Source organism: Dyella agri (genome assembly GCF_044904705.1).
Classification (GTDB): Bacteria; Pseudomonadota; Gammaproteobacteria; order Xanthomonadales; family Rhodanobacteraceae; genus Rhodanobacter_A; species Rhodanobacter_A agri.
Map to the genome: position 1 here is coordinate 563,155 of NZ_JADIKL010000004.1, position 16,072 is coordinate 579,226.

The following is a 16,072-nucleotide window of genomic DNA, read 5'->3' on the forward strand; positions in this document are numbered from 1 at the left end:
CGTAACGCCAGCAAGCGCATGGTGATTGCAAACTAGGGCACTTCCGGGACTGCTCCGAACCGTCCGGACGGCGGTTCGCTTTCCGACGCCAACGAATTTTCCGCGGTTGGCCCGAAGCCGTGGGCCCACCCGCTCATGACATGCAGGAAGCAAGTCCGCCCAAGGGCAACCGCCATGTACGCCCTCAACGAAACCAATGCGCTGTGCTTCTTTCCGCACAAAATAAGCTTTGCGCCATACCCCGCGGCGGATGACGTCGAGCAGCATCGACACTGGTCGCTGCGTCACGTGTCGGCGGTATCACCGCGGGCACTGCCGCTGTGCAAGCTTGCGCCCCATTCGCCCAAACCGAACCCCGCCGAACAAGGTGAAATCGATCGTCAGGCCAGCGAAGCCCATCGCATGGACGAAGCCCAAGCCGGGCCATCCGCGAGCGAACCCGGCAAGCGCTGATCGTGCGGAACCGTCCCGTGCGCGGGGCATCCGCGTGCCACGCGCAGGTTCTGCAGCGCGCTCGTCAGCAAAGGAGCATGCTGGAGCGCGACATCGTCTCAAAGGCATCCATCATGACCGCCGTCTCAGGCAAGACCGCCAATGGCTACACCTATAATGGCGACTACGAGCAAGCCAACGCCGACCGCATCACCTGGACCGCCACCTACCGGCTCAGGGGCATCTTCTTCGGCATGCGCCACGGCCGCATCAATGAACTGCTCGGCATCCCGGTGGGGGAGGTCGACGACATGGTGAAAGACGCCATCGAGGTGACCTGGGTGCAAACGAATTAGGGTTGCAGCCTGCCCGTCCGAGCCACGTCTGCTTCGTTGGCGGCCGTCGTGGCAAGTCGTAGATCGGCCCCTGTGCTCATCCGCGCCGATATGCATCTTCAAGCCGGAGCACCGCTGATTCACCCTCTTGATCCAGCGCATCTCCAAGTCGAGCACATGTCGCGATTCTTGGTGGATAAAAGGGCCCCCGACCATGCCCCGGGAGAGCTCACCCGTTGCCTCGGCAGACGCTGACCCTGCAAGCGCGCCGAGGCGTTGCTGACCCGAAACGCATTGTGCCGAATCCGGGGAGAGGCGTGCCTTTACTTCGTCGAAGCATCCGGAGAAATGGCGGGAGAGCGAATAAGGCTTTCATCGCGACCCTACGTGCGCTGTCGCACCGACTGGGCAGGGATTGCAGGTCACTCTCGGACAAAGCTTGGAAGGACAGGCCATCGTCCCGGCAGGAATCGTGACTCGATCCGGATTTCCGTGGTCTGCCAAGCAAGGTGCCAAGCCGGGAAGATTTTCCCACCGGAACATCGCCACCGCCAGACGCTCCTCATTCTTGAAGGTTCTGATGCGTGTCGGTTCTTGACCACATCAGGAGAAACGTATGTTACGCAGCATGAACGATCTGGAAAGCTATGCCATCCGTGCAACGGACGGCGACCTTGGCCATGTCAAGGATTTCTATTTCGACGATCAGGCATGGGTGATCCGCTACCTGGTGGTGGACACCGGCAACTGGCTCTCGAACCGGAAGGTGCTGATCTCGCCCATCGCGGTCGATCGCCCCGACTGGGCCGGGAAAGTGCTGCCGGTATCGATCACCAAGGAACAGGTGCGCAACAGCCCGGACATCGATACCGACAAGCCCGTTTCGCGGCAGCATGAAATGGACTATCTCGGTTATTTCGGCTACCCGTATTATTGGGGTGGCAGCGGGCTATGGGGCATGGGTGTCTCGCCGCCCTCGATGATGACGATGTTCCACGACCGAACGGGTACCGCTCGTCGCGAACCGCACGACAGAACGAAATTCGGATCCGGACTGGACCATGACGATCCGCACCTGCGCAGTTGCCAGGAGATACTGGGTTATCGCATCGAGGCGACCGACGGCGACATCGGCCACGTGCAAGGCCTGCTCGTCGAAGAAGACACGTGGGCCATTCGGTACATCGTGGTGGAGACGAGCCACTGGTGGAGCGGGCACCTGGTTCTGATCGCGCCCGAATGGATCCGGCACGTGAGCTGGGCGGAGAACACGGTCGCCATCAATCTCCGCCGTCAGGCGGTGAAAGGTGCGCCACCGTACGACTCGACTGCAGAGCTGGACCGCATGCTGGAGATGGACATCTACAATCACTATGGCCGCAACGGCTATTGGGCGGAGCACGAGGAACCCGAGTTCATGATATCCAAGCGATAGCTCCGCGACAGGCTGCAGCGCGCTGCGCAGCCAGCCTGATCGTGACAGGCGTGCGCTGCCACGATGCTTGCAGAGCAGTCTCTGCTCCCCACGCGGCATGGCTGGGGGTGACGGGTTGCGAGGTGCATCAGCGCCTCCGCCTGAACAGCCCGCATAGTTGGTAGCGGGGTGCGCCCCCTGGACTGCCTGAGTCACTGCGAAGATCGGGAGCAGGAAAACTCGTGGGCAAGATGGCGCACGAACATTGGAGACGTGGCGGATCGATTGCGACCGGCATGGATTCCCCAGTTCGCTTGGCCATTTGACCCTGAGCGAGTACGCAAGCGAGGTCAGAATCCATTTTCACGTCGTTTGTCGGTACCCATCGTTGTCAGCAAGGACGATGTAGACTGCGCAAGCCCGTACCTGCGGACACTCACGGATCACCGATGCAAGCTGAAGCGCAAGGGATCCAGCCGATGTTCGCGCATCTCGCAACCGAGAGCGCCGATGCCGTACGGATTGCGGAGATAGCCGTCTCAATCTGGGATGACGTGGGCGACGCATTGGCGCCGATCATCGGCCAGTCCGGTGTCGACGCGCTGATCAAGCGCAGTATTTATCTGACGCGTACCGCGCACCCATGCCTGCAGGCCATCAACGAGAACGCGTTGCCCCTCGATGGCTTGTCGGCATTAGGTGCGGTGCTGGCGCAACAGGACCGCATTGAAGCGATCGCGGTGAATGCTGCGCTGCTGCAGAACTTCCATAAAGTACTGATCACACTGATTGGCGCATCGCTCACCGAACGACTGCTGCGTCCCGTATGGGAAACCCCACGAGCGGTGATGCCGCGCAGGAAAACATGACATGACCACTGCCAAAGCCACCATCAACCGGCTGCGCACCGGCGTGCCCGGACTGGACGAGGTGCTTGGCGGCGGCCTGCCGGAGTTCTCGTTCAATGTCATCGCAGGGCCACCCGGCTGCGGCAAGACCACGCTGGCACACCAGATGATGTTTGCGCTGGCCACGCCTGCACGTCCGGCGCTGTACTTCACCGTGCTGGGCGAGCCGCCACTGAAGATGCTGCGCTACCAGCAGCAGTTCGACTTTTTCGACAACGACAAAGTCAATCACACGATCCACTTCGTCAATCTTGCCGAAGAGACCGCCACCGGTGACCTGACCCGGGTACTTGCGCGGATCGTCGCCGAGGTCGAAGCGCACGGGCCTGCCCTGGTGTTTGTCGACTCGTTCCGCTCGGTGATCCTGGCCGGGCAGGGCGGTGGCACGGAATTCATCAGCCTGCAGCAGTTCGTGCAGCAACTGGGCATGCTGATGACCAGCTGGCAAGCGACCACCTTCCTCATCGGGGAGTACTTCAGCGACAGCGACCCCAGTCCGATATTCACCGTGGCTGATGGTCTGATCTGGTTGCGCCAGAGCGTTCAGCGCAATTCGATGGTGCGCAAGCTCGACATCCTGAAGATGCGCGGTCAGTCCACGCTACCGGGCTTGCATACGTTCCGCATCGGCATGGCGGGCCTGCAGGTGTTTGCGCCGCCACCGGTGGCCGACGTGTCGGCGAACCTTTCAAATCCGCCGTTCACTGAACGACTGTCGATGGGCGTGCCCGGACTCGACGCGATGATGGGTGGCGGCCTGCCGCGTGGCTATTCGTTGCTGGTGGCCGGGCCGTCCGGGTCGGGCAAAAGCATCCTGGCGGCGGCATTCCTGGTCGAAGGTGGCCGCCGGGGCGAAACCGGCGTGATTGCCGCCTTCGAGCAGCGCGCCACGCAGTCGCGCGGCCAGCAAGTAGCCGAATTGATCGAAAGCGGCCGTATCGGCGTGGTCGACACCAGCGCACCGGGCCTGTCGGTGGATGAGGTCGCCATGGTGCTCACCGCCGAAGTGCGGCGGCTCAAGGCCAGTCGCGTGGTGATCGACTCGCTGTCGGGCTTTGAACTCTCGTTGGCGCCCACTTTCCGCGAGGACTTCCGCGAAGCACTGGCGCGAATGGTGTCCGCGTTGGCCAGCACCGGCGTCACCGTGCTGATGACCTCCGAGCTTGAGGACCGCTACACCGAACTGCGCTTCAGCCCCTACGGCACGGCTTTCCTGACCGACGCAATCGTCGTTCAGCGCTACATCGAGGTGGAGAGCCGATTGCAGCGCATGATGGCGGTGCTCAAAGTCCGCGCCAGCATGCACTCGACCGAATTGCGCTTGTTCCACATCGACGACGACGGCATCAAGATCGACCAGATGCTGACCAACTACGAAGGCCTACTGGGTAGCAGCCCCACGCGCAGCCAGCCTGGATCTCGGCAGCGAAGCGGCCCTGACGATGGTTGAGCGCCGCGCCAGTACTGCCATGACCGACCAGGCAAAACCGACCGAGGCTGCCACGAAACACGCGCTGGCATTGCTTGAAAAGAAGGCGGCCCGGCTGCGCCACGAACTGGTGGAACTGCGGCGGAAACTTTCTCATGCGCGCCACTCTCTCAGTGAGAGCCACGCCATCCAATTGCAGGAAGCCAACCAGGAACTGGTGCTGGCGGCATTGCATGCCGACGATATCGCAGCCATGGCCGTTGCCGACCTGGCTACCTTGACCACGGCCTTCCAGCGCGATGTCGTGACCGGGACGCTCAACCGCGCCTTCATGCTGGATCGGCTGGAACGTGCCCTGCTCATGGCCCGACGCGACGGGCGGCGCCTGGCGCTGGTGTTTATCGATCTCGATCATTTCAAGCCCATCAATGACCGCCTCGGGCACGCGGTTGGCGACGAAGTGCTGCAAATCGTGGCGCGCTCGTTGCAATCGGTGCTGCGCGAATCGGATTCCGTATGTCGCTATGGTGGCGACGAGTTTCTGGTGCTGCTGCCGGCGATCGCGGCGCCCACCGATGCAGAGCGGATCGCCGCCGATATGCTGATGGCGCTCAGCACGCCTGTCAGCGTGGGGGGCGAGATACTGAAGCTTTCGGCAAGTCTGGGCATCAGCATCTACCCGGATGACGGCGAGGACCCGGCTACCCTCATCAATCACGCCGATGCGGCCATGTACCGGCGCAAACGCGCCGGGTTAGGCGATTTCCAACCCCGTTTGGGAGCATGGTTCCAGGAGCAAAGCGCATCGCCGCAGGATCTGCGCGAGGTCAACGCACAACTGGTGCTGGCCGCATTGAAAGCACAAGGATCCGCGGCGGATGCGACCGAAGCACACCGCCAGCAGTTGAAACACATGGCGATCGTGGCGCATGAATTGCGCAATCCGCTGACTCCGCTGCGCATCGCCGCCGGTCTGCTGATCAACCGCAACAGCACCGGCGAAATCCCGGTCGAGCGACTTCAGGTGATCATCAATGACCAGGTCACCTACATGACCCGATTGATCGACGACCTGCTCGACGCCTCGCGCCTGAGTACCGGCAGGATGCGAATCGAACGCAGCGACGTCGATCTGGGCAGTGTTCTCAACCAGGTGGCGGCGTCATGCCGGCCAGGCATGGCGCTTCGTCAGCAGCATTTCAGCTTGGGCGTACGATCCGAGCCGATCCACATGCTCGGCGATCCAGTGCGACTGGCGCAGATCTTCAGCAACCTGTTGGACAATGCCTGCAAGTACACACCGGAGAAGGGCGAGATCGCGCTTGAGCTGGTGCTACTGGATACCTGTGCCGTGATCACCGTGCGCGACAACGGTATCGGCATTTCTGCCGAGGCTCTGCCGACGATATTCGACCTGTTTGTGCAGGATGCCCGCGCATTGCCGCATTCCAGCGGCGGCCTCGGGGTCGGCCTTTCGGTGGTGCGTGATCTGGTGCGGGCACATGGAGGCAGCGTGGTTGCGCACAGCGCTGGTCGAGGTCGCGGTAGCGATTTCGTGGTAACTCTGCCTCTATCAGGCTGTTGAAAAGCACCGTCCTGGAGCGTGTGCAGAATCTTGTGTAGCCCAGCGGAAGGATGACCAGGCCAAGTTATCAGGGCTGGCGCAGAGCGACTCCGACTCTATGCTGGCAGGCGGCCGAAGCATCGTAGCGAACGCTTTTTCGGGGAGGTGGCTTGCAGTGGAAGCGGCAGCGCAACCGCTCCGACAAGACGTCGGCGCGGCTGACACGCGATCTGAACGATGCACTGCATAGAGTGCAGCCATGTACGAAACAAGCCCTGGCCACTCCAACAGAACGCGTCGCACATTGGCCCGCGCCGCGACGCTTCCCGGCTTGGTGGCACTCGTGACATATCGACGGTCCGGGCGTTGCGTCCCGGCGAAACAGTCGATGCCGCAGCGGCTGCGTCCCCCTGATCGAAGCATGTCGCCACCTTCCTCTCGGCGTACCGCCGACGAGCCGCATGTCATCGGGTTCGCAGGAGTTCTGCATGCTGCGGTGATCGTCGCCGGTTGCGTGATCAGCGCACGTATGCGGCGACGCGTGAATCGAGCGTCCTGAGGATGGCCATCCTGCCATGCTTGTTCCGTATCGCCATCGGTGGCCAATGCGATCGCTGCGAGAGTGTTGCGTACGCATCATGCCGAACGACGATGACGATCTGATCATGGGGTATCAGTCGTTCCGCTCCGACGAGCCATTGCCAGTCCATGAGTCAGCTCCGCTCCCAGCAGTACCACGAAGGAAACGTAGTACGACCAGGTCAGCATCACCACGAGCCCACCGGCAGGGCCGTAGGCACCGCCGATACGGACATGGGCAAGGTAGATGCCGATCGCGTACTTGCCAAGGATGAAAAGCGACGTGGTAAGCAACGCGCCCCAAAGTGCGTCCAGCCAGGGGATGGCCGCGTTCGGGAGTACACGGTAAATCGCCCCGAACGCCGCCAGGAACAAGAGCAGCGACGCAAGGTACTCGATCGCTGCCCAGGCTTGAGTGTGCTGAGGCACCAGCAGGCCGATCAATGCATTGGTCGCAAGGGATGCGATCAGCAGCACGGTCAAGCCAAGCGCCAGACCCAGCGACCGCAGGCGGTCGTGCACCCATGCGTAAATGGTCGAGTGTTCTTGGCTGGAAATATTCCAGATGCGGTCCAGCGCGTCTTGCAGTTGTGCGAATACGGCCGAAGCGCTGAAAAACGTGATGCCGAGCCCGAGAATGCCGGCCCAACCCCCTAGCCGGGGATGAGCACGGGCGTTGTCCACAACCATCACGACAATCGCGGCTGCCTGGCTGCCCATCACGCCGGTGAGCGCATCCGCGAGCTGGGCCTGCCACTGTGTTTGCACCAGCGATAGCCCCCAGAGCGCCAACACGATCAGCGGTGCGAGGGAGAGCGCCGAGTAGAAGGCCATCGCTGCCGCCTGCCCAGCCAGCGCGTCGTTTTTCACGCCGCGAATGGCATGGCGCAGCGTATCGCGGAGAAGGGCTACTCTCATGCCGCTCTATCTTGCCGCCTCCATGTTGCGAAGCCGTGCAGGTAGCAAAAAAGACGAATCAAGATGGCGCACAAAATAAGAACGAATTCGACCCTGAAGCGCACCGCGGAGAAAAATCAAACCGCGGAAACACCGTGACGCGCGCAAAGACCTACCGCTTGTTCAATTTGATCCTCTGGACGACCGTGACCATCGCTCGACGGATGCTTCACAGGATTCACATGGCAGAAACCGCAGGATGCAGTGGATCGGCAAGCAGCAGATTTCACTCATCATCGCAAGCGGAGATTGCCATGCCTTACGTCACGACCAACGATGGCGTCGCGTTGTACTACAAGAGTTGGGGAGCCGGTCGGCCGGTCATCCTGATTCACGGCTGGCCATTGGACGCCGACAGTTGGGACGCGCAGGCGATGGCACTGGCCACCGCAGGTTTCCGTGCCATTGCCTACGACCGCCGCGGCTTCGGCCGCTCCGACCAACCCTGGGACGGTTACGGCTACGACAGCCTGGCCGACGATCTTGCGGCGGTGATGGCACATGCCGGTGTGGAATCGGACATCACGCTCGTGGGCTTCTCGATGGGTGGCGGCGAGGTCGCCCGCTACATGAGTCGTCACCAGGGCAGAGGCGTGGTCAAGGCTGCACTGATCTCATCGGTCGTGCCGTACATGCTCAAGACCGACGACAACCCGAAGGGCGTGCCGCAGGAAAACTTCGACGAAATCATGAAAGGCGTTCGATCCGATCGCGCTCATTTCTTCCAGCAAACCTTTTTCCCGCAGTTCTTCGGGGCCGGTTTGATATCGCGCCCGGTGAGCGACGAGTTGCTGGCCATGTGTACCGGCATCGCCCTGCTTGCAGGCTTGAAACCCACGCTGGCCTGCGCCGAATCGTTCTCGCAGACCGATTTCCGGAACGACTTGAACGCATTCGACGTCCCGACCCTGATCATCCACGGTACCGCCGACAAGATCGTACCCATCGATGCGGCCGGTCGCGCAGCGGCAAATGGCATCACCAGCAGCAGACTCATCGAATATGACGACGAGCCGCATGGTCTTCTCGCCACGGCCAGCAATCGTCTGACCAAGGACTTGCTCGCCTTTCTCGCAACATGAATGCGTTCATCGGCGATGCCAGCGGGCATTGCGTCTTCATGCGTCGTCACGGGAGCAACGGGACGCAGGGGACGTCGTTCCACGCTCAGCGGGCAGCCTCGGTCGCGGCGGCTACGATGTCGTTTACGGACAAATGTACGTAGTCCAGCACATCATCCGCCGAGCGACCGCTCTTTGGCATGACATGCACGAGAAGCGAACGCACCGTGGGGGAATTTTCTCGCGCTGCCGCGGCTTCTGCCAGCTCGCTGGCCAAGCCGCCGACGTAGTTGTCTTCGACCACAAGGATCGCCCCCTTCGTTCCGGCCAGCGCCAGTACCGGATCGGCGTCCATGGGCAACGCATATCCATCGACGACCGTAACGCCTATGCCCGCCTCGGTCAGCTTGCCGGCCGCTTTGAGGCAGCTGTGCACGAGGTAGCCAGACGCGGCCAGAACGATATGCCGGTCGCCATGTGTTCTTTCGCAAAGGACTTTGTGTCCGCGGAACGGGAAACTCGCATCGGTCTCGTAAAGGATCGGGAGATCGGCACGAACCGCTCGCAAGTAGCAGGCGCTTGAGAAATCGGCCATCGCCAAAACCATCGCATACGTACTTACGGCATCACATGGGGTGAGCACCGTCACGGAGGGATTGCCGCGACCGTCCGTGCTGTGCGAAAACGCGCGCATGAAGCCGATATCGGCAATCGCCATCTGGCTCGGGCCGTCCGACGCCAGGGTCACGCCGACGTGGGTGCCGACGAGTTTCAGGTTCGCGCCGCCGACGATCGCCATCTCGATCTGGTCGAAGGCGCGTTCCAGAAAACGTCCGAACGTGCTCGCAAACGGCACCATGCCTCCGCTTGCAAGACCGGCCGCGGCCGAAACCATGTTCTGCTCGGCAATGCGTGCTTCGAAATAGCGCTCCGGGTACGCATTGGCGAAGTCAAGCGCATAGGTGGAGTTCTTGACGTCCGCGTCGAGCGCGACCACCCGGGAGTTTGCGGCGCCCAACGCCTTGAGAGCGAGCCCGAATGCACGTCGGGGAGACATCTTCTTCTCTTCCGCCAATGCGTGGGCGACTTTCGGCACGGCGGCGACGGCCGCATCGAATTCCATGGGGGCACGCGTCGTCCTGGTCGACGTCCACGGTGGGGGAGACGTGGGGCGAAGCGCCTCGGCAGCGGCCACAGGATCCAGATCGTCGACGCCTTGTTCGACTGCTCTCTTGTCGAGTTCGGCCAATGCAAGGTGGAGCTTGTCCTTCGGCACGGGGACGCCGTGGTGGCCGGCGCCGAAGAGGCTCGGCACGCCCCAGCCTTTGACGGTGCGGGCGATCACGCAGAGCGGCCTCCCGGCCCCGAGATCGCGGCGGCGCCGCAGCGTATCTTCGATCTCAGTCGGATGGTGTCCGTCGATGACGATCGTCGTCCAGCCGAAGGCTTCGGCCTTGTGCTCGAGCGCCTGCCATCCCTGGGCGTCCGCGACGAAGTCGCTTTGCCCCAGGGTGTTGCAATTCATGATCGCAACGACGCTGGTAAGCCTGTGGTCGGCCACAAAGTCCATCGCTTCCCAAACTTGACCCTCGCGCGCTTCGCCGTCGCCCATGATGCAGAAAGTCGTCTTGTCCAGACCGCGGACGCGTGCCGCCGTCGCCAGGCCGGCTGACACTGACAGACCTTGCCCAAGTGAGCCGGTGGCGGCATCGAAGAAGGGAAAGCCGAGGATCGGATTGGGGTGACCATCGATCGGACTGCCGATGCTGCGGAGGCTCATCAGATCATCCATGCTCATGGCGCGGGGCTGTCCGCCAGGCGTGATCGTCACGCCAAGATCGGCGCAGGCCGCATAGATGATGGGAACCCCGTGCCCCTCGGACAACACCAGACGGTCGGAGCCTTCGGCGTCAGGATGCGCGGGGTCCCACCTCATGACGCGGTACATCAACACCGTGATCAGATGCGCCAGCGACAGTGCCGTTGTGGGGTGGCCGCTGCCTGCCGACGTGGTTGCGCGGATGGCCAACTTTCCAAGTTCAATGGCCTTGGCGCGAATGGCTTGTTCGATCATTCCCATAGTTCCTCCTCTGGGCAGTCGATGATTCGCGGCCACGCGGAAAAGCCCAGCCGTCATGGTTGAGCAGACGTCTTCGAATTTTGCAGCGTGCAGCTCTTCACCGTGGGACCGACCAAAATCGAGCGCGAATGTCCAAGCGCGTGGCGCGACAAAGACTGACGCTACAGATGAAAGTGTTTTCCACGTGGCAACATTGCGTCCCCGAGACGTGAATCCAGCTCCACCGTGTCAGTGTCGCGCGATCGGATCGGATCCCGGCGCAGAGGTTTCCCAATAAACACCTTGGTCATTCGCTTGGCGCGATCGGGCGACGGTGGTTACATGCGCGGGGTTCTTCAATGGCTCTAGCGTGTGGGACTGGTGGTTGGCGCGATGTGATCGTCGCGCCTACTCCGGCTCAGTTTCGCGGTATCGCTGAATTTTTCGGCGTGGCCTTTGAATCCGCAGACTCCGGGCTGCTCCCGGCTTCCTCGTTGCTGTCGCTGCGCACCTGCGCGTGACTGATCAGCCCGAAGATCAGGCTACCGCCCACCACGTTGCCCAACAGGGTCGGCAATCCGAAATGCAGTACCGCGGTGGCGAAAGAGATCTCGTGGGCGAACACCAGGTACATCGCCTCTGCCGACCCCACGATGATGTGGGTAAAGCCACCGATCGCGATGAGGTACGTGCAGATAACGATGATCGCCAGCCGCGAATGCTCGCTTGCGGCCAGCATCCACACCATCATGGCGATGATCCAGCCGGCAAGGACGCCCTTGCTGAACATTTCGAACGGCGTGTTCCGCATCAACTCCCGGCCGATGTCGAGAAAGGCGTGCCCGGTCCGCGCATCGAACTGCCGAAGATGCAGCAGGCCGAAGGCAAACACCGAAACGCCCAGAAGATTGCCGACCAGCACCACCGACCATAGGCGCAGCAGGCGGACCAGGCTGCTCCAGCCAGGCTGCGTCATCAGCGGCAATACCGCGGTAAGCGTGTTCTCGGTGAAAAGTTGCTGCCGCGCCGTGATCACGGCGAGGAAGCCAAACGTGTAACCCAGCGAATCGATCAGATGACCAGCACTCACGCCTGCCAGCTGGCTTTGCAGCGCGCCGCGCGCCAAGAACGAAAAACCCATGGTCAAGCCAGCCGCAAGCGACGACCAGGCCAGCGAAGCAAAACTGCGCTTGAGTTCCTCCTCGCCGGTATGCCGGACGACCTCGTGCAACACCGCCGCACGCGGCGGCGATTTATTCTTGACGTCGCGGTGTTCTTCGCGCGACAGCGCAAACCCGCTGCCCGAACCTTCGTCCATCGGCTGCTCCCCCACGGCCTCGCCCGCAGGCGGCCCTGGTGCAGGATTCCTTACGGTTTCTTCGATGTCGTTTGTCACCTGGCACCTCGGTACGGGATGCTGGCCGCGGAATGGGGGTGCGGCGGTATCCGAATCGAGTACACCGTCATGAAGATGAGAGCGTGGGACAAAGCTCGAAAACAGCGAATGCGGGGTTGTCGCTGATCCAGGATCGACGTACCGACCAGCCCGCGGCCCTCGCAAGGGCGCGGAAGGACTCACCGGTGAATTTTTGCGAATTCTCGGTATGTATGGATTCACCGGCGGCAAAGGCGATGGGCGTGCCCGCTATATGAACAGTCTGCTCCTGCAGGCTGACCAAATGCATTTCGATACGCTGCTCACGCGCGTTCCAGCGTGCGCTGTGCGCGAACAACGAGATATCGAAGTCCCCTCCGAGCTCCCGATTGATCCGCTGCAAGAGGTTCTTGTTGAAGCTGGAGGTCAGGCCCTCCTCGTCGTCGTAGGCGGCGAGGAGGGCCTCCTCGTTCTTGACCAGATCCGCGCCAACGACCAGCCGCGACGCTGGACCAAGACGGTCGCGAAGGGAATGCAGCAGGTCGATCGCGCCCTCACGGCTGAAGTTGCCGATGGTCGAGCCTGGAAAGAATCCCACCTGTACGCGAGCCAACAGGTGATCCGGGATATCGAACGGTTCGGTGAAGTCGGCGACTATCGGGTGAACGAGCAGGTCCGGATAGTCATGGGTCAGTCGCGCCATGGCGCGTGAGACCGCATCGGCGCTGATTTCGACGGCGACGTATGCATGGATCTGCGGGGTTGCGTCCAGCAGCAGCCGAGTCTTGGTGCTGGCGCCACTTCCGAATTCGACCAGCACGGATCCCGTAGGGACGTCGTCGGCGATCTCGGCCGCCGCACTTCTGAGCAAGGCAGTCTCGGTTCGCGTTGGATAGTATTCGGGGGTGTGGCATATCTCCTCGAACAACGCAGAGCCTCTTGCGTCGTAGAGGTATTTGGGCGAGAGAGTCTTTGGGCGGGCACTGAGGCCTGCGATGACATCTCTCTCAAACGCCATTCGAGTGGTTGGCAATTGATGCACTCAGCTTACTTCCATGGCCAACCGCAGCTCTGCAAACATCCAGCGTTGGTCAGGCCTGTAAAGGTTGCGATCCGCGATCCGCGTGTGTCGACCTGGAGTGAGTTCCGATAGACGATAGCTGCGCTGCGTCAGGCCGCGCCTGACATCCACATCGTCGATGGATCCTGGCCGCGTATGGACGGTTGCGGAACACAAGAGGCTTGGCGTGACCCGGACATAGGGGAATTTCCCGATCTGGCGGCAGCTTTCTCGCTCAGGCGATGGCGGAGACCGTCATGGGCGAGCTCAGATCACCCTCATTACCAGCAGCACGATGATGATGATGAGCACGATGCCCAGGCCGCCCATGGGGCGATAGCCCCAGGTACGGCTATACGGCCATGCCGGTAGCGCACCGATCAGCAGCAGGATGAGCACGATGATGAGAATGGTGGAGAGAGCCATGGATGCACCTCATTGTCGGTATGTCGAAGCGGAGCAAGCCCACATGCAGGTGCGCTTGCGTAATTGGTTTAATCCATTTCATCCCGAGTCACGGGACGATATTTCCGCAGGTGGTACACGCGATGAACATGCGCTGCTCCAAGCCAGCCGCCCAAGGCCGACGCAAGCAGGCCAAGGAAGGTGCTCAAAAAAACCACCCAGAGCGCAGCGCTCGTACATTTCGCGGTCCGTTTGGCGAGCGTTCGCGCTTCGTCCTGGTACTGCTGCACCCGCCTTGTGGCATTGGCGATGGTGTCGTCGATCTGGCTCGGCGTCATCGCGGTATAGGCCATGAGAATGTCCCTCGCTGTTTGCGGCTGAGACGACATCAGAGCGTCGGTGGCCATGGCGATGGCTCCGGGATCGGTGCGTATCGCCATCGCATATCGGGGCGTGGCGTTGGCGGTGCCATCGGCGGATCGCGCTCCCAACTCCAGTCTGGCCTGAATGTCTGCGGAGGCATTGGCCGCTGGCGAACCTGGCAAGCCACGGATTGGCACATCGGACGTGCCGGCTTTTTCCGATCCCATATGGTCGCCGAACAGCGCCGGAGCGTTCATGGCGCGGCCGATTCCTGCCGACAGCAGAATGCTGCTCATCAAGACAGCGAGGCCCCAGACCGTCACTCCATGCATCGTTCCCATCGTCGTGTCGTTCTTGCCGTCGAACCAGCTGGCAAACATGCCGCCAAGAAAAAGCGAGAAGACCCAGGTAAGGATCATCCAGATCGCCGTACCTATCCCCAGTCCCTTGGCGCTGCTTGCGGCGCGTTCCGGATCGAACACCGAAAGCCCCACAGCCAAACCCACGACGAACAGCAGCGACGCCATACCTACTGCAATGGCCCACCCGGCGATCACGGCACCCCAACTCATGTGCGGGTGGTCGATCACCGCCGTCGGTTGCGTATCTTCGATGTTCGGATTCATTATGTTCTCTCCGTCACTGGCATAGACAATTCGTGCAACGCTCGCCCCCACATCAGGCGCAGCCCCGCAACAGAGCGATAAGAATCAGGATCGGGATAGGCACTCCCAGCAACCACAACAACACGTAGCCGATACCGCCACGCTCCTTCCGACTCGATGGGAAAGCGGGACCTTCGTTCATGACGTTCTCCTTTGGGACGAGGGCAGAATGATTTGCAGCGCTCTAGCCGCGCCTTGAACGTTTCAACGCACTGGCTTGCTGGTGTCCGGCGAGAACCGACACGTAGGCGCGTTCGACGACTCGCCGACTCGGCGCCGAGAGTGCAGGGTCCCTCAGTGCTTCCTCGTATCGGTGCTTGATGCGGTCCTCCCCGCATTCGACTTCATCGACCACCGTGGCGTCGCCCGATATCAGCGCCTCATGAAGCTGCGCGAACAAGCGATGTGCGGACCCAACGGCGGAGCCTTCCACTTCGGCATCGCCACCCAAGGCACTGACCTGGGCTTTCAATGCACCAACCACCTGATTTCGATCTTCCGACCAGCGTGAAAAACTGCCACTCAAATAGGCGTCATTTACCTTTCGGGCCGCCTCTGCGTAGACCTCAACGCTGTCGATGGTGATTTGGACGAGCCCGTTCAAGACTGCGATGTCGTGCATATTCGTGGGAGTCATGAGGCATCCAATCGAAGGAAACCATGGAAGGAAGAATCGGCGATGCGTCGCTCAGTTGACGTGAACGGGTCGTCCAGACTGTGTGACCAGACAACCCTCACTTTCGCCACGTGGCGAACATGACAATGGCGGCGGCGGCCATCGCGGCAGTGGCCAGCCACCCCAGGATCTTCATGGCCCACGGGATCGTGAATTTCCCCATGACCTTGCGGCGGGAGCCCATCCACATCATCACGACCATGAGCGGAACCGCTGCTACACCGTTGATCACCGCGCTCCAGTACAGCGCCTTGATCGGGTCGAGCGGAGTCAGGTTCAGAGCCAATCCAGCCGCGGTGGCGACGATCAGGACGCCGTAAAAGAATTTCGCATGTTGGGGCTTGTGCTCCAGCCCCGAGCGTTGCGCAAAAGCTCCGGAGACAGCGTACGCCGTCGCGCCGGCGAGTACCGGGACGGCCAGCAGGCCGGTGCCGATGATGCCGGCCGCAAACAGTGCGAATGCCAACTTCCCGGCCAACGGGCGCAACGCCTGCGCGGCATCGGATGAGGTCTGGATGTCGGTCTTGCCATGTGCGTGGAGCACCACGGCCGCGGTCAGGATGATGAAGAATGCGATCACGTTGGAAAAGATCATCCCTGTGCTGGTGTCGACCCCGATGCGCTTCAGTGCGTCCGGCGCCTGCCGTGGAGCGGTAATCCCCCCGTAAATTAGCAGACGCTGAAAGTGGAATTTTCTCGTAATCTTTCCCGAGGAGGTTCCATGAAGAAGTCCCGATTCAGCGATAGCCAGATCATCGCCGTGCTCAAGCAAGCCGAGGACGGTACGCCC

General features: G+C 61.6%; 16 protein-coding genes. 7 read left to right on the forward strand and 9 right to left on the reverse strand.

Annotation, left to right across the window (positions count from 1 at the left end; translation table 11 throughout):
* Positions 1-174: 174 nt before the first annotated feature.
* From ISP14_RS10340 to ISP14_RS10365, 6 genes are all read left to right on the forward strand, one after another.
* Positions 175-453, forward strand: a complete 279-nt coding sequence (locus tag ISP14_RS10340) for a hypothetical protein (RefSeq protein ID WP_404539110.1) — start codon at positions 175-177, stop codon at positions 451-453.
* 77 nt (positions 454-530) lie between these two features.
* Complete coding sequence (locus ISP14_RS10345; RefSeq protein WP_404539113.1) at positions 531-788, forward strand: TonB-dependent receptor; 258 nt, start codon at positions 531-533, stop codon at positions 786-788.
* 607 nt (positions 789-1,395) lie between these two features.
* Positions 1,396-2,202, forward strand: coding sequence for a PRC-barrel domain-containing protein (locus tag ISP14_RS10350; RefSeq protein WP_404539116.1), 807 nt, complete (start codon positions 1,396-1,398; stop codon positions 2,200-2,202).
* Between the two features lie 428 nt (positions 2,203-2,630).
* Positions 2,631-3,050 (forward strand): hypothetical protein, encoded by a 420-nt coding sequence (locus ISP14_RS10355; protein WP_077485318.1) that lies wholly within the window; start codon positions 2,631-2,633, stop codon positions 3,048-3,050.
* A 1-nt stretch (position 3,051) separates the two neighbouring features.
* Positions 3,052-4,539, forward strand: a complete 1,488-nt coding sequence (locus ISP14_RS10360; protein ID WP_077485316.1) for an ATPase domain-containing protein — start codon at positions 3,052-3,054, stop codon at positions 4,537-4,539.
* Positions 4,540-4,558: 19 nt separating this feature from the next.
* Positions 4,559-6,103 carry a diguanylate cyclase domain-containing protein gene (locus tag ISP14_RS10365; protein ID WP_404539120.1) on the forward strand — a complete coding sequence of 515 codons (1,545 nt, stop codon included), beginning with the start codon at positions 4,559-4,561 and terminating at the stop codon, positions 6,101-6,103.
* A 642-nt stretch (positions 6,104-6,745) separates the two neighbouring features.
* Here the strand turns inward: ISP14_RS10365 and ISP14_RS10370 are convergent.
* Positions 6,746-7,579, reverse strand: a complete 834-nt coding sequence (locus tag ISP14_RS10370) for a YihY/virulence factor BrkB family protein (RefSeq protein ID WP_404539123.1) — start codon at positions 7,577-7,579, stop codon at positions 6,746-6,748.
* Between the two features lie 293 nt (positions 7,580-7,872).
* On the opposite strand from ISP14_RS10370, the gene ISP14_RS10375 reads away from it, so the two are divergent.
* A complete protein-coding gene (locus ISP14_RS10375; RefSeq protein ID WP_404539126.1) occupies positions 7,873-8,700 on the forward strand; it encodes an alpha/beta fold hydrolase in 828 nt (275 codons plus the stop codon).
* Positions 8,701-8,785: 85 nt separating this feature from the next.
* Here the strand turns inward: ISP14_RS10375 and ISP14_RS10380 are convergent, their stop codons facing one another.
* From ISP14_RS10380 to ISP14_RS10415, 8 genes are all read right to left on the reverse strand, one after another.
* Complete coding sequence (locus ISP14_RS10380; RefSeq protein ID WP_404539129.1) at positions 8,786-10,753, reverse strand: transketolase; 1,968 nt, start codon at positions 10,751-10,753, stop codon at positions 8,786-8,788.
* Positions 10,754-11,156: 403 nt separating this feature from the next.
* The gene (locus ISP14_RS10385) at positions 11,157-12,056 is read right to left on the reverse strand and encodes a formate/nitrite transporter family protein (protein WP_404539132.1); all 900 of its coding nucleotides are present in this window, start codon (positions 12,054-12,056) and stop codon (positions 11,157-11,159) included.
* 145 nt (positions 12,057-12,201) lie between these two features.
* Positions 12,202-13,131, reverse strand: a complete 930-nt coding sequence (gene egtD, locus ISP14_RS10390; RefSeq protein WP_404539189.1) for an L-histidine N(alpha)-methyltransferase — start codon at positions 13,129-13,131, stop codon at positions 12,202-12,204.
* A gap of 309 nt (positions 13,132-13,440) precedes the next feature.
* Positions 13,441-13,599 (reverse strand): DUF3309 family protein, encoded by a 159-nt coding sequence (locus ISP14_RS10395; RefSeq protein ID WP_404539135.1) that lies wholly within the window; start codon positions 13,597-13,599, stop codon positions 13,441-13,443.
* Positions 13,600-13,667: 68 nt separating this feature from the next.
* Entirely contained in the window at positions 13,668-14,567 is a 900-nt protein-coding gene (locus ISP14_RS10400; protein WP_404539137.1) for a hypothetical protein, read from the reverse strand.
* A 52-nt stretch (positions 14,568-14,619) separates the two neighbouring features.
* On the reverse strand, positions 14,620-14,748 hold the full coding sequence (locus ISP14_RS10405; protein WP_404539140.1) for a hypothetical protein: 129 nt from the start codon (positions 14,746-14,748) through the stop codon (positions 14,620-14,622).
* A gap of 42 nt (positions 14,749-14,790) precedes the next feature.
* On the reverse strand, positions 14,791-15,243 hold the full coding sequence (locus ISP14_RS10410; RefSeq protein ID WP_404539143.1) for a PA2169 family four-helix-bundle protein: 453 nt from the start codon (positions 15,241-15,243) through the stop codon (positions 14,791-14,793).
* A 97-nt stretch (positions 15,244-15,340) separates the two neighbouring features.
* The gene (locus ISP14_RS10415; protein ID WP_404539192.1) at positions 15,341-16,033 is read right to left on the reverse strand and encodes an NRAMP family divalent metal transporter; all 693 of its coding nucleotides are present in this window, start codon (positions 16,031-16,033) and stop codon (positions 15,341-15,343) included.
* Between the last annotated feature and the right edge of the window lie 39 nt (positions 16,034-16,072).

Bases quoted from the DNA above. Each gene is read 5' to 3' on its own strand.
- ISP14_RS10355 (WP_077485318.1), top strand. From the start codon at position 2,631: ATGCAAGCTGAAGCGCAAGGGATCCAGCCGATGTTCGCGCATCTCGCA.
- ISP14_RS10405 (WP_404539140.1), bottom strand. From the start codon at position 14,748: ATGAACGAAGGTCCCGCTTTCCCATCGAGTCGGAAGGAGCGTGGCGGT.
- ISP14_RS10370 (WP_404539123.1), bottom strand. From the start codon at position 7,579: ATGAGAGTAGCCCTTCTCCGCGATACGCTGCGCCATGCCATTCGCGGC.
- ISP14_RS10350 (WP_404539116.1), top strand. From the start codon at position 1,396: ATGAACGATCTGGAAAGCTATGCCATCCGTGCAACGGACGGCGACCTT.
- ISP14_RS10375 (WP_404539126.1), top strand. From the start codon at position 7,873: ATGCCTTACGTCACGACCAACGATGGCGTCGCGTTGTACTACAAGAGT.
- ISP14_RS10400 (WP_404539137.1), bottom strand. From the start codon at position 14,567: ATGAATCCGAACATCGAAGATACGCAACCGACGGCGGTGATCGACCAC.
- ISP14_RS10340 (WP_404539110.1), top strand. From the start codon at position 175: ATGTACGCCCTCAACGAAACCAATGCGCTGTGCTTCTTTCCGCACAAA.
- ISP14_RS10360 (WP_077485316.1), top strand. From the start codon at position 3,052: ATGACCACTGCCAAAGCCACCATCAACCGGCTGCGCACCGGCGTGCCC.
- ISP14_RS10395 (WP_404539135.1), bottom strand. From the start codon at position 13,599: ATGGCTCTCTCCACCATTCTCATCATCGTGCTCATCCTGCTGCTGATC.
- ISP14_RS10385 (WP_404539132.1), bottom strand. From the start codon at position 12,056: ATGGACGAAGGTTCGGGCAGCGGGTTTGCGCTGTCGCGCGAAGAACAC.
- ISP14_RS10365 (WP_404539120.1), top strand. From the start codon at position 4,559: ATGACCGACCAGGCAAAACCGACCGAGGCTGCCACGAAACACGCGCTG.
- egtD (WP_404539189.1), bottom strand. From the start codon at position 13,131: ATGGCGTTTGAGAGAGATGTCATCGCAGGCCTCAGTGCCCGCCCAAAG.
- ISP14_RS10345 (WP_404539113.1), top strand. From the start codon at position 531: ATGCTGGAGCGCGACATCGTCTCAAAGGCATCCATCATGACCGCCGTC.
- ISP14_RS10410 (WP_404539143.1), bottom strand. From the start codon at position 15,243: ATGACTCCCACGAATATGCACGACATCGCAGTCTTGAACGGGCTCGTC.
- ISP14_RS10380 (WP_404539129.1), bottom strand. From the start codon at position 10,753: ATGATCGAACAAGCCATTCGCGCCAAGGCCATTGAACTTGGAAAGTTG.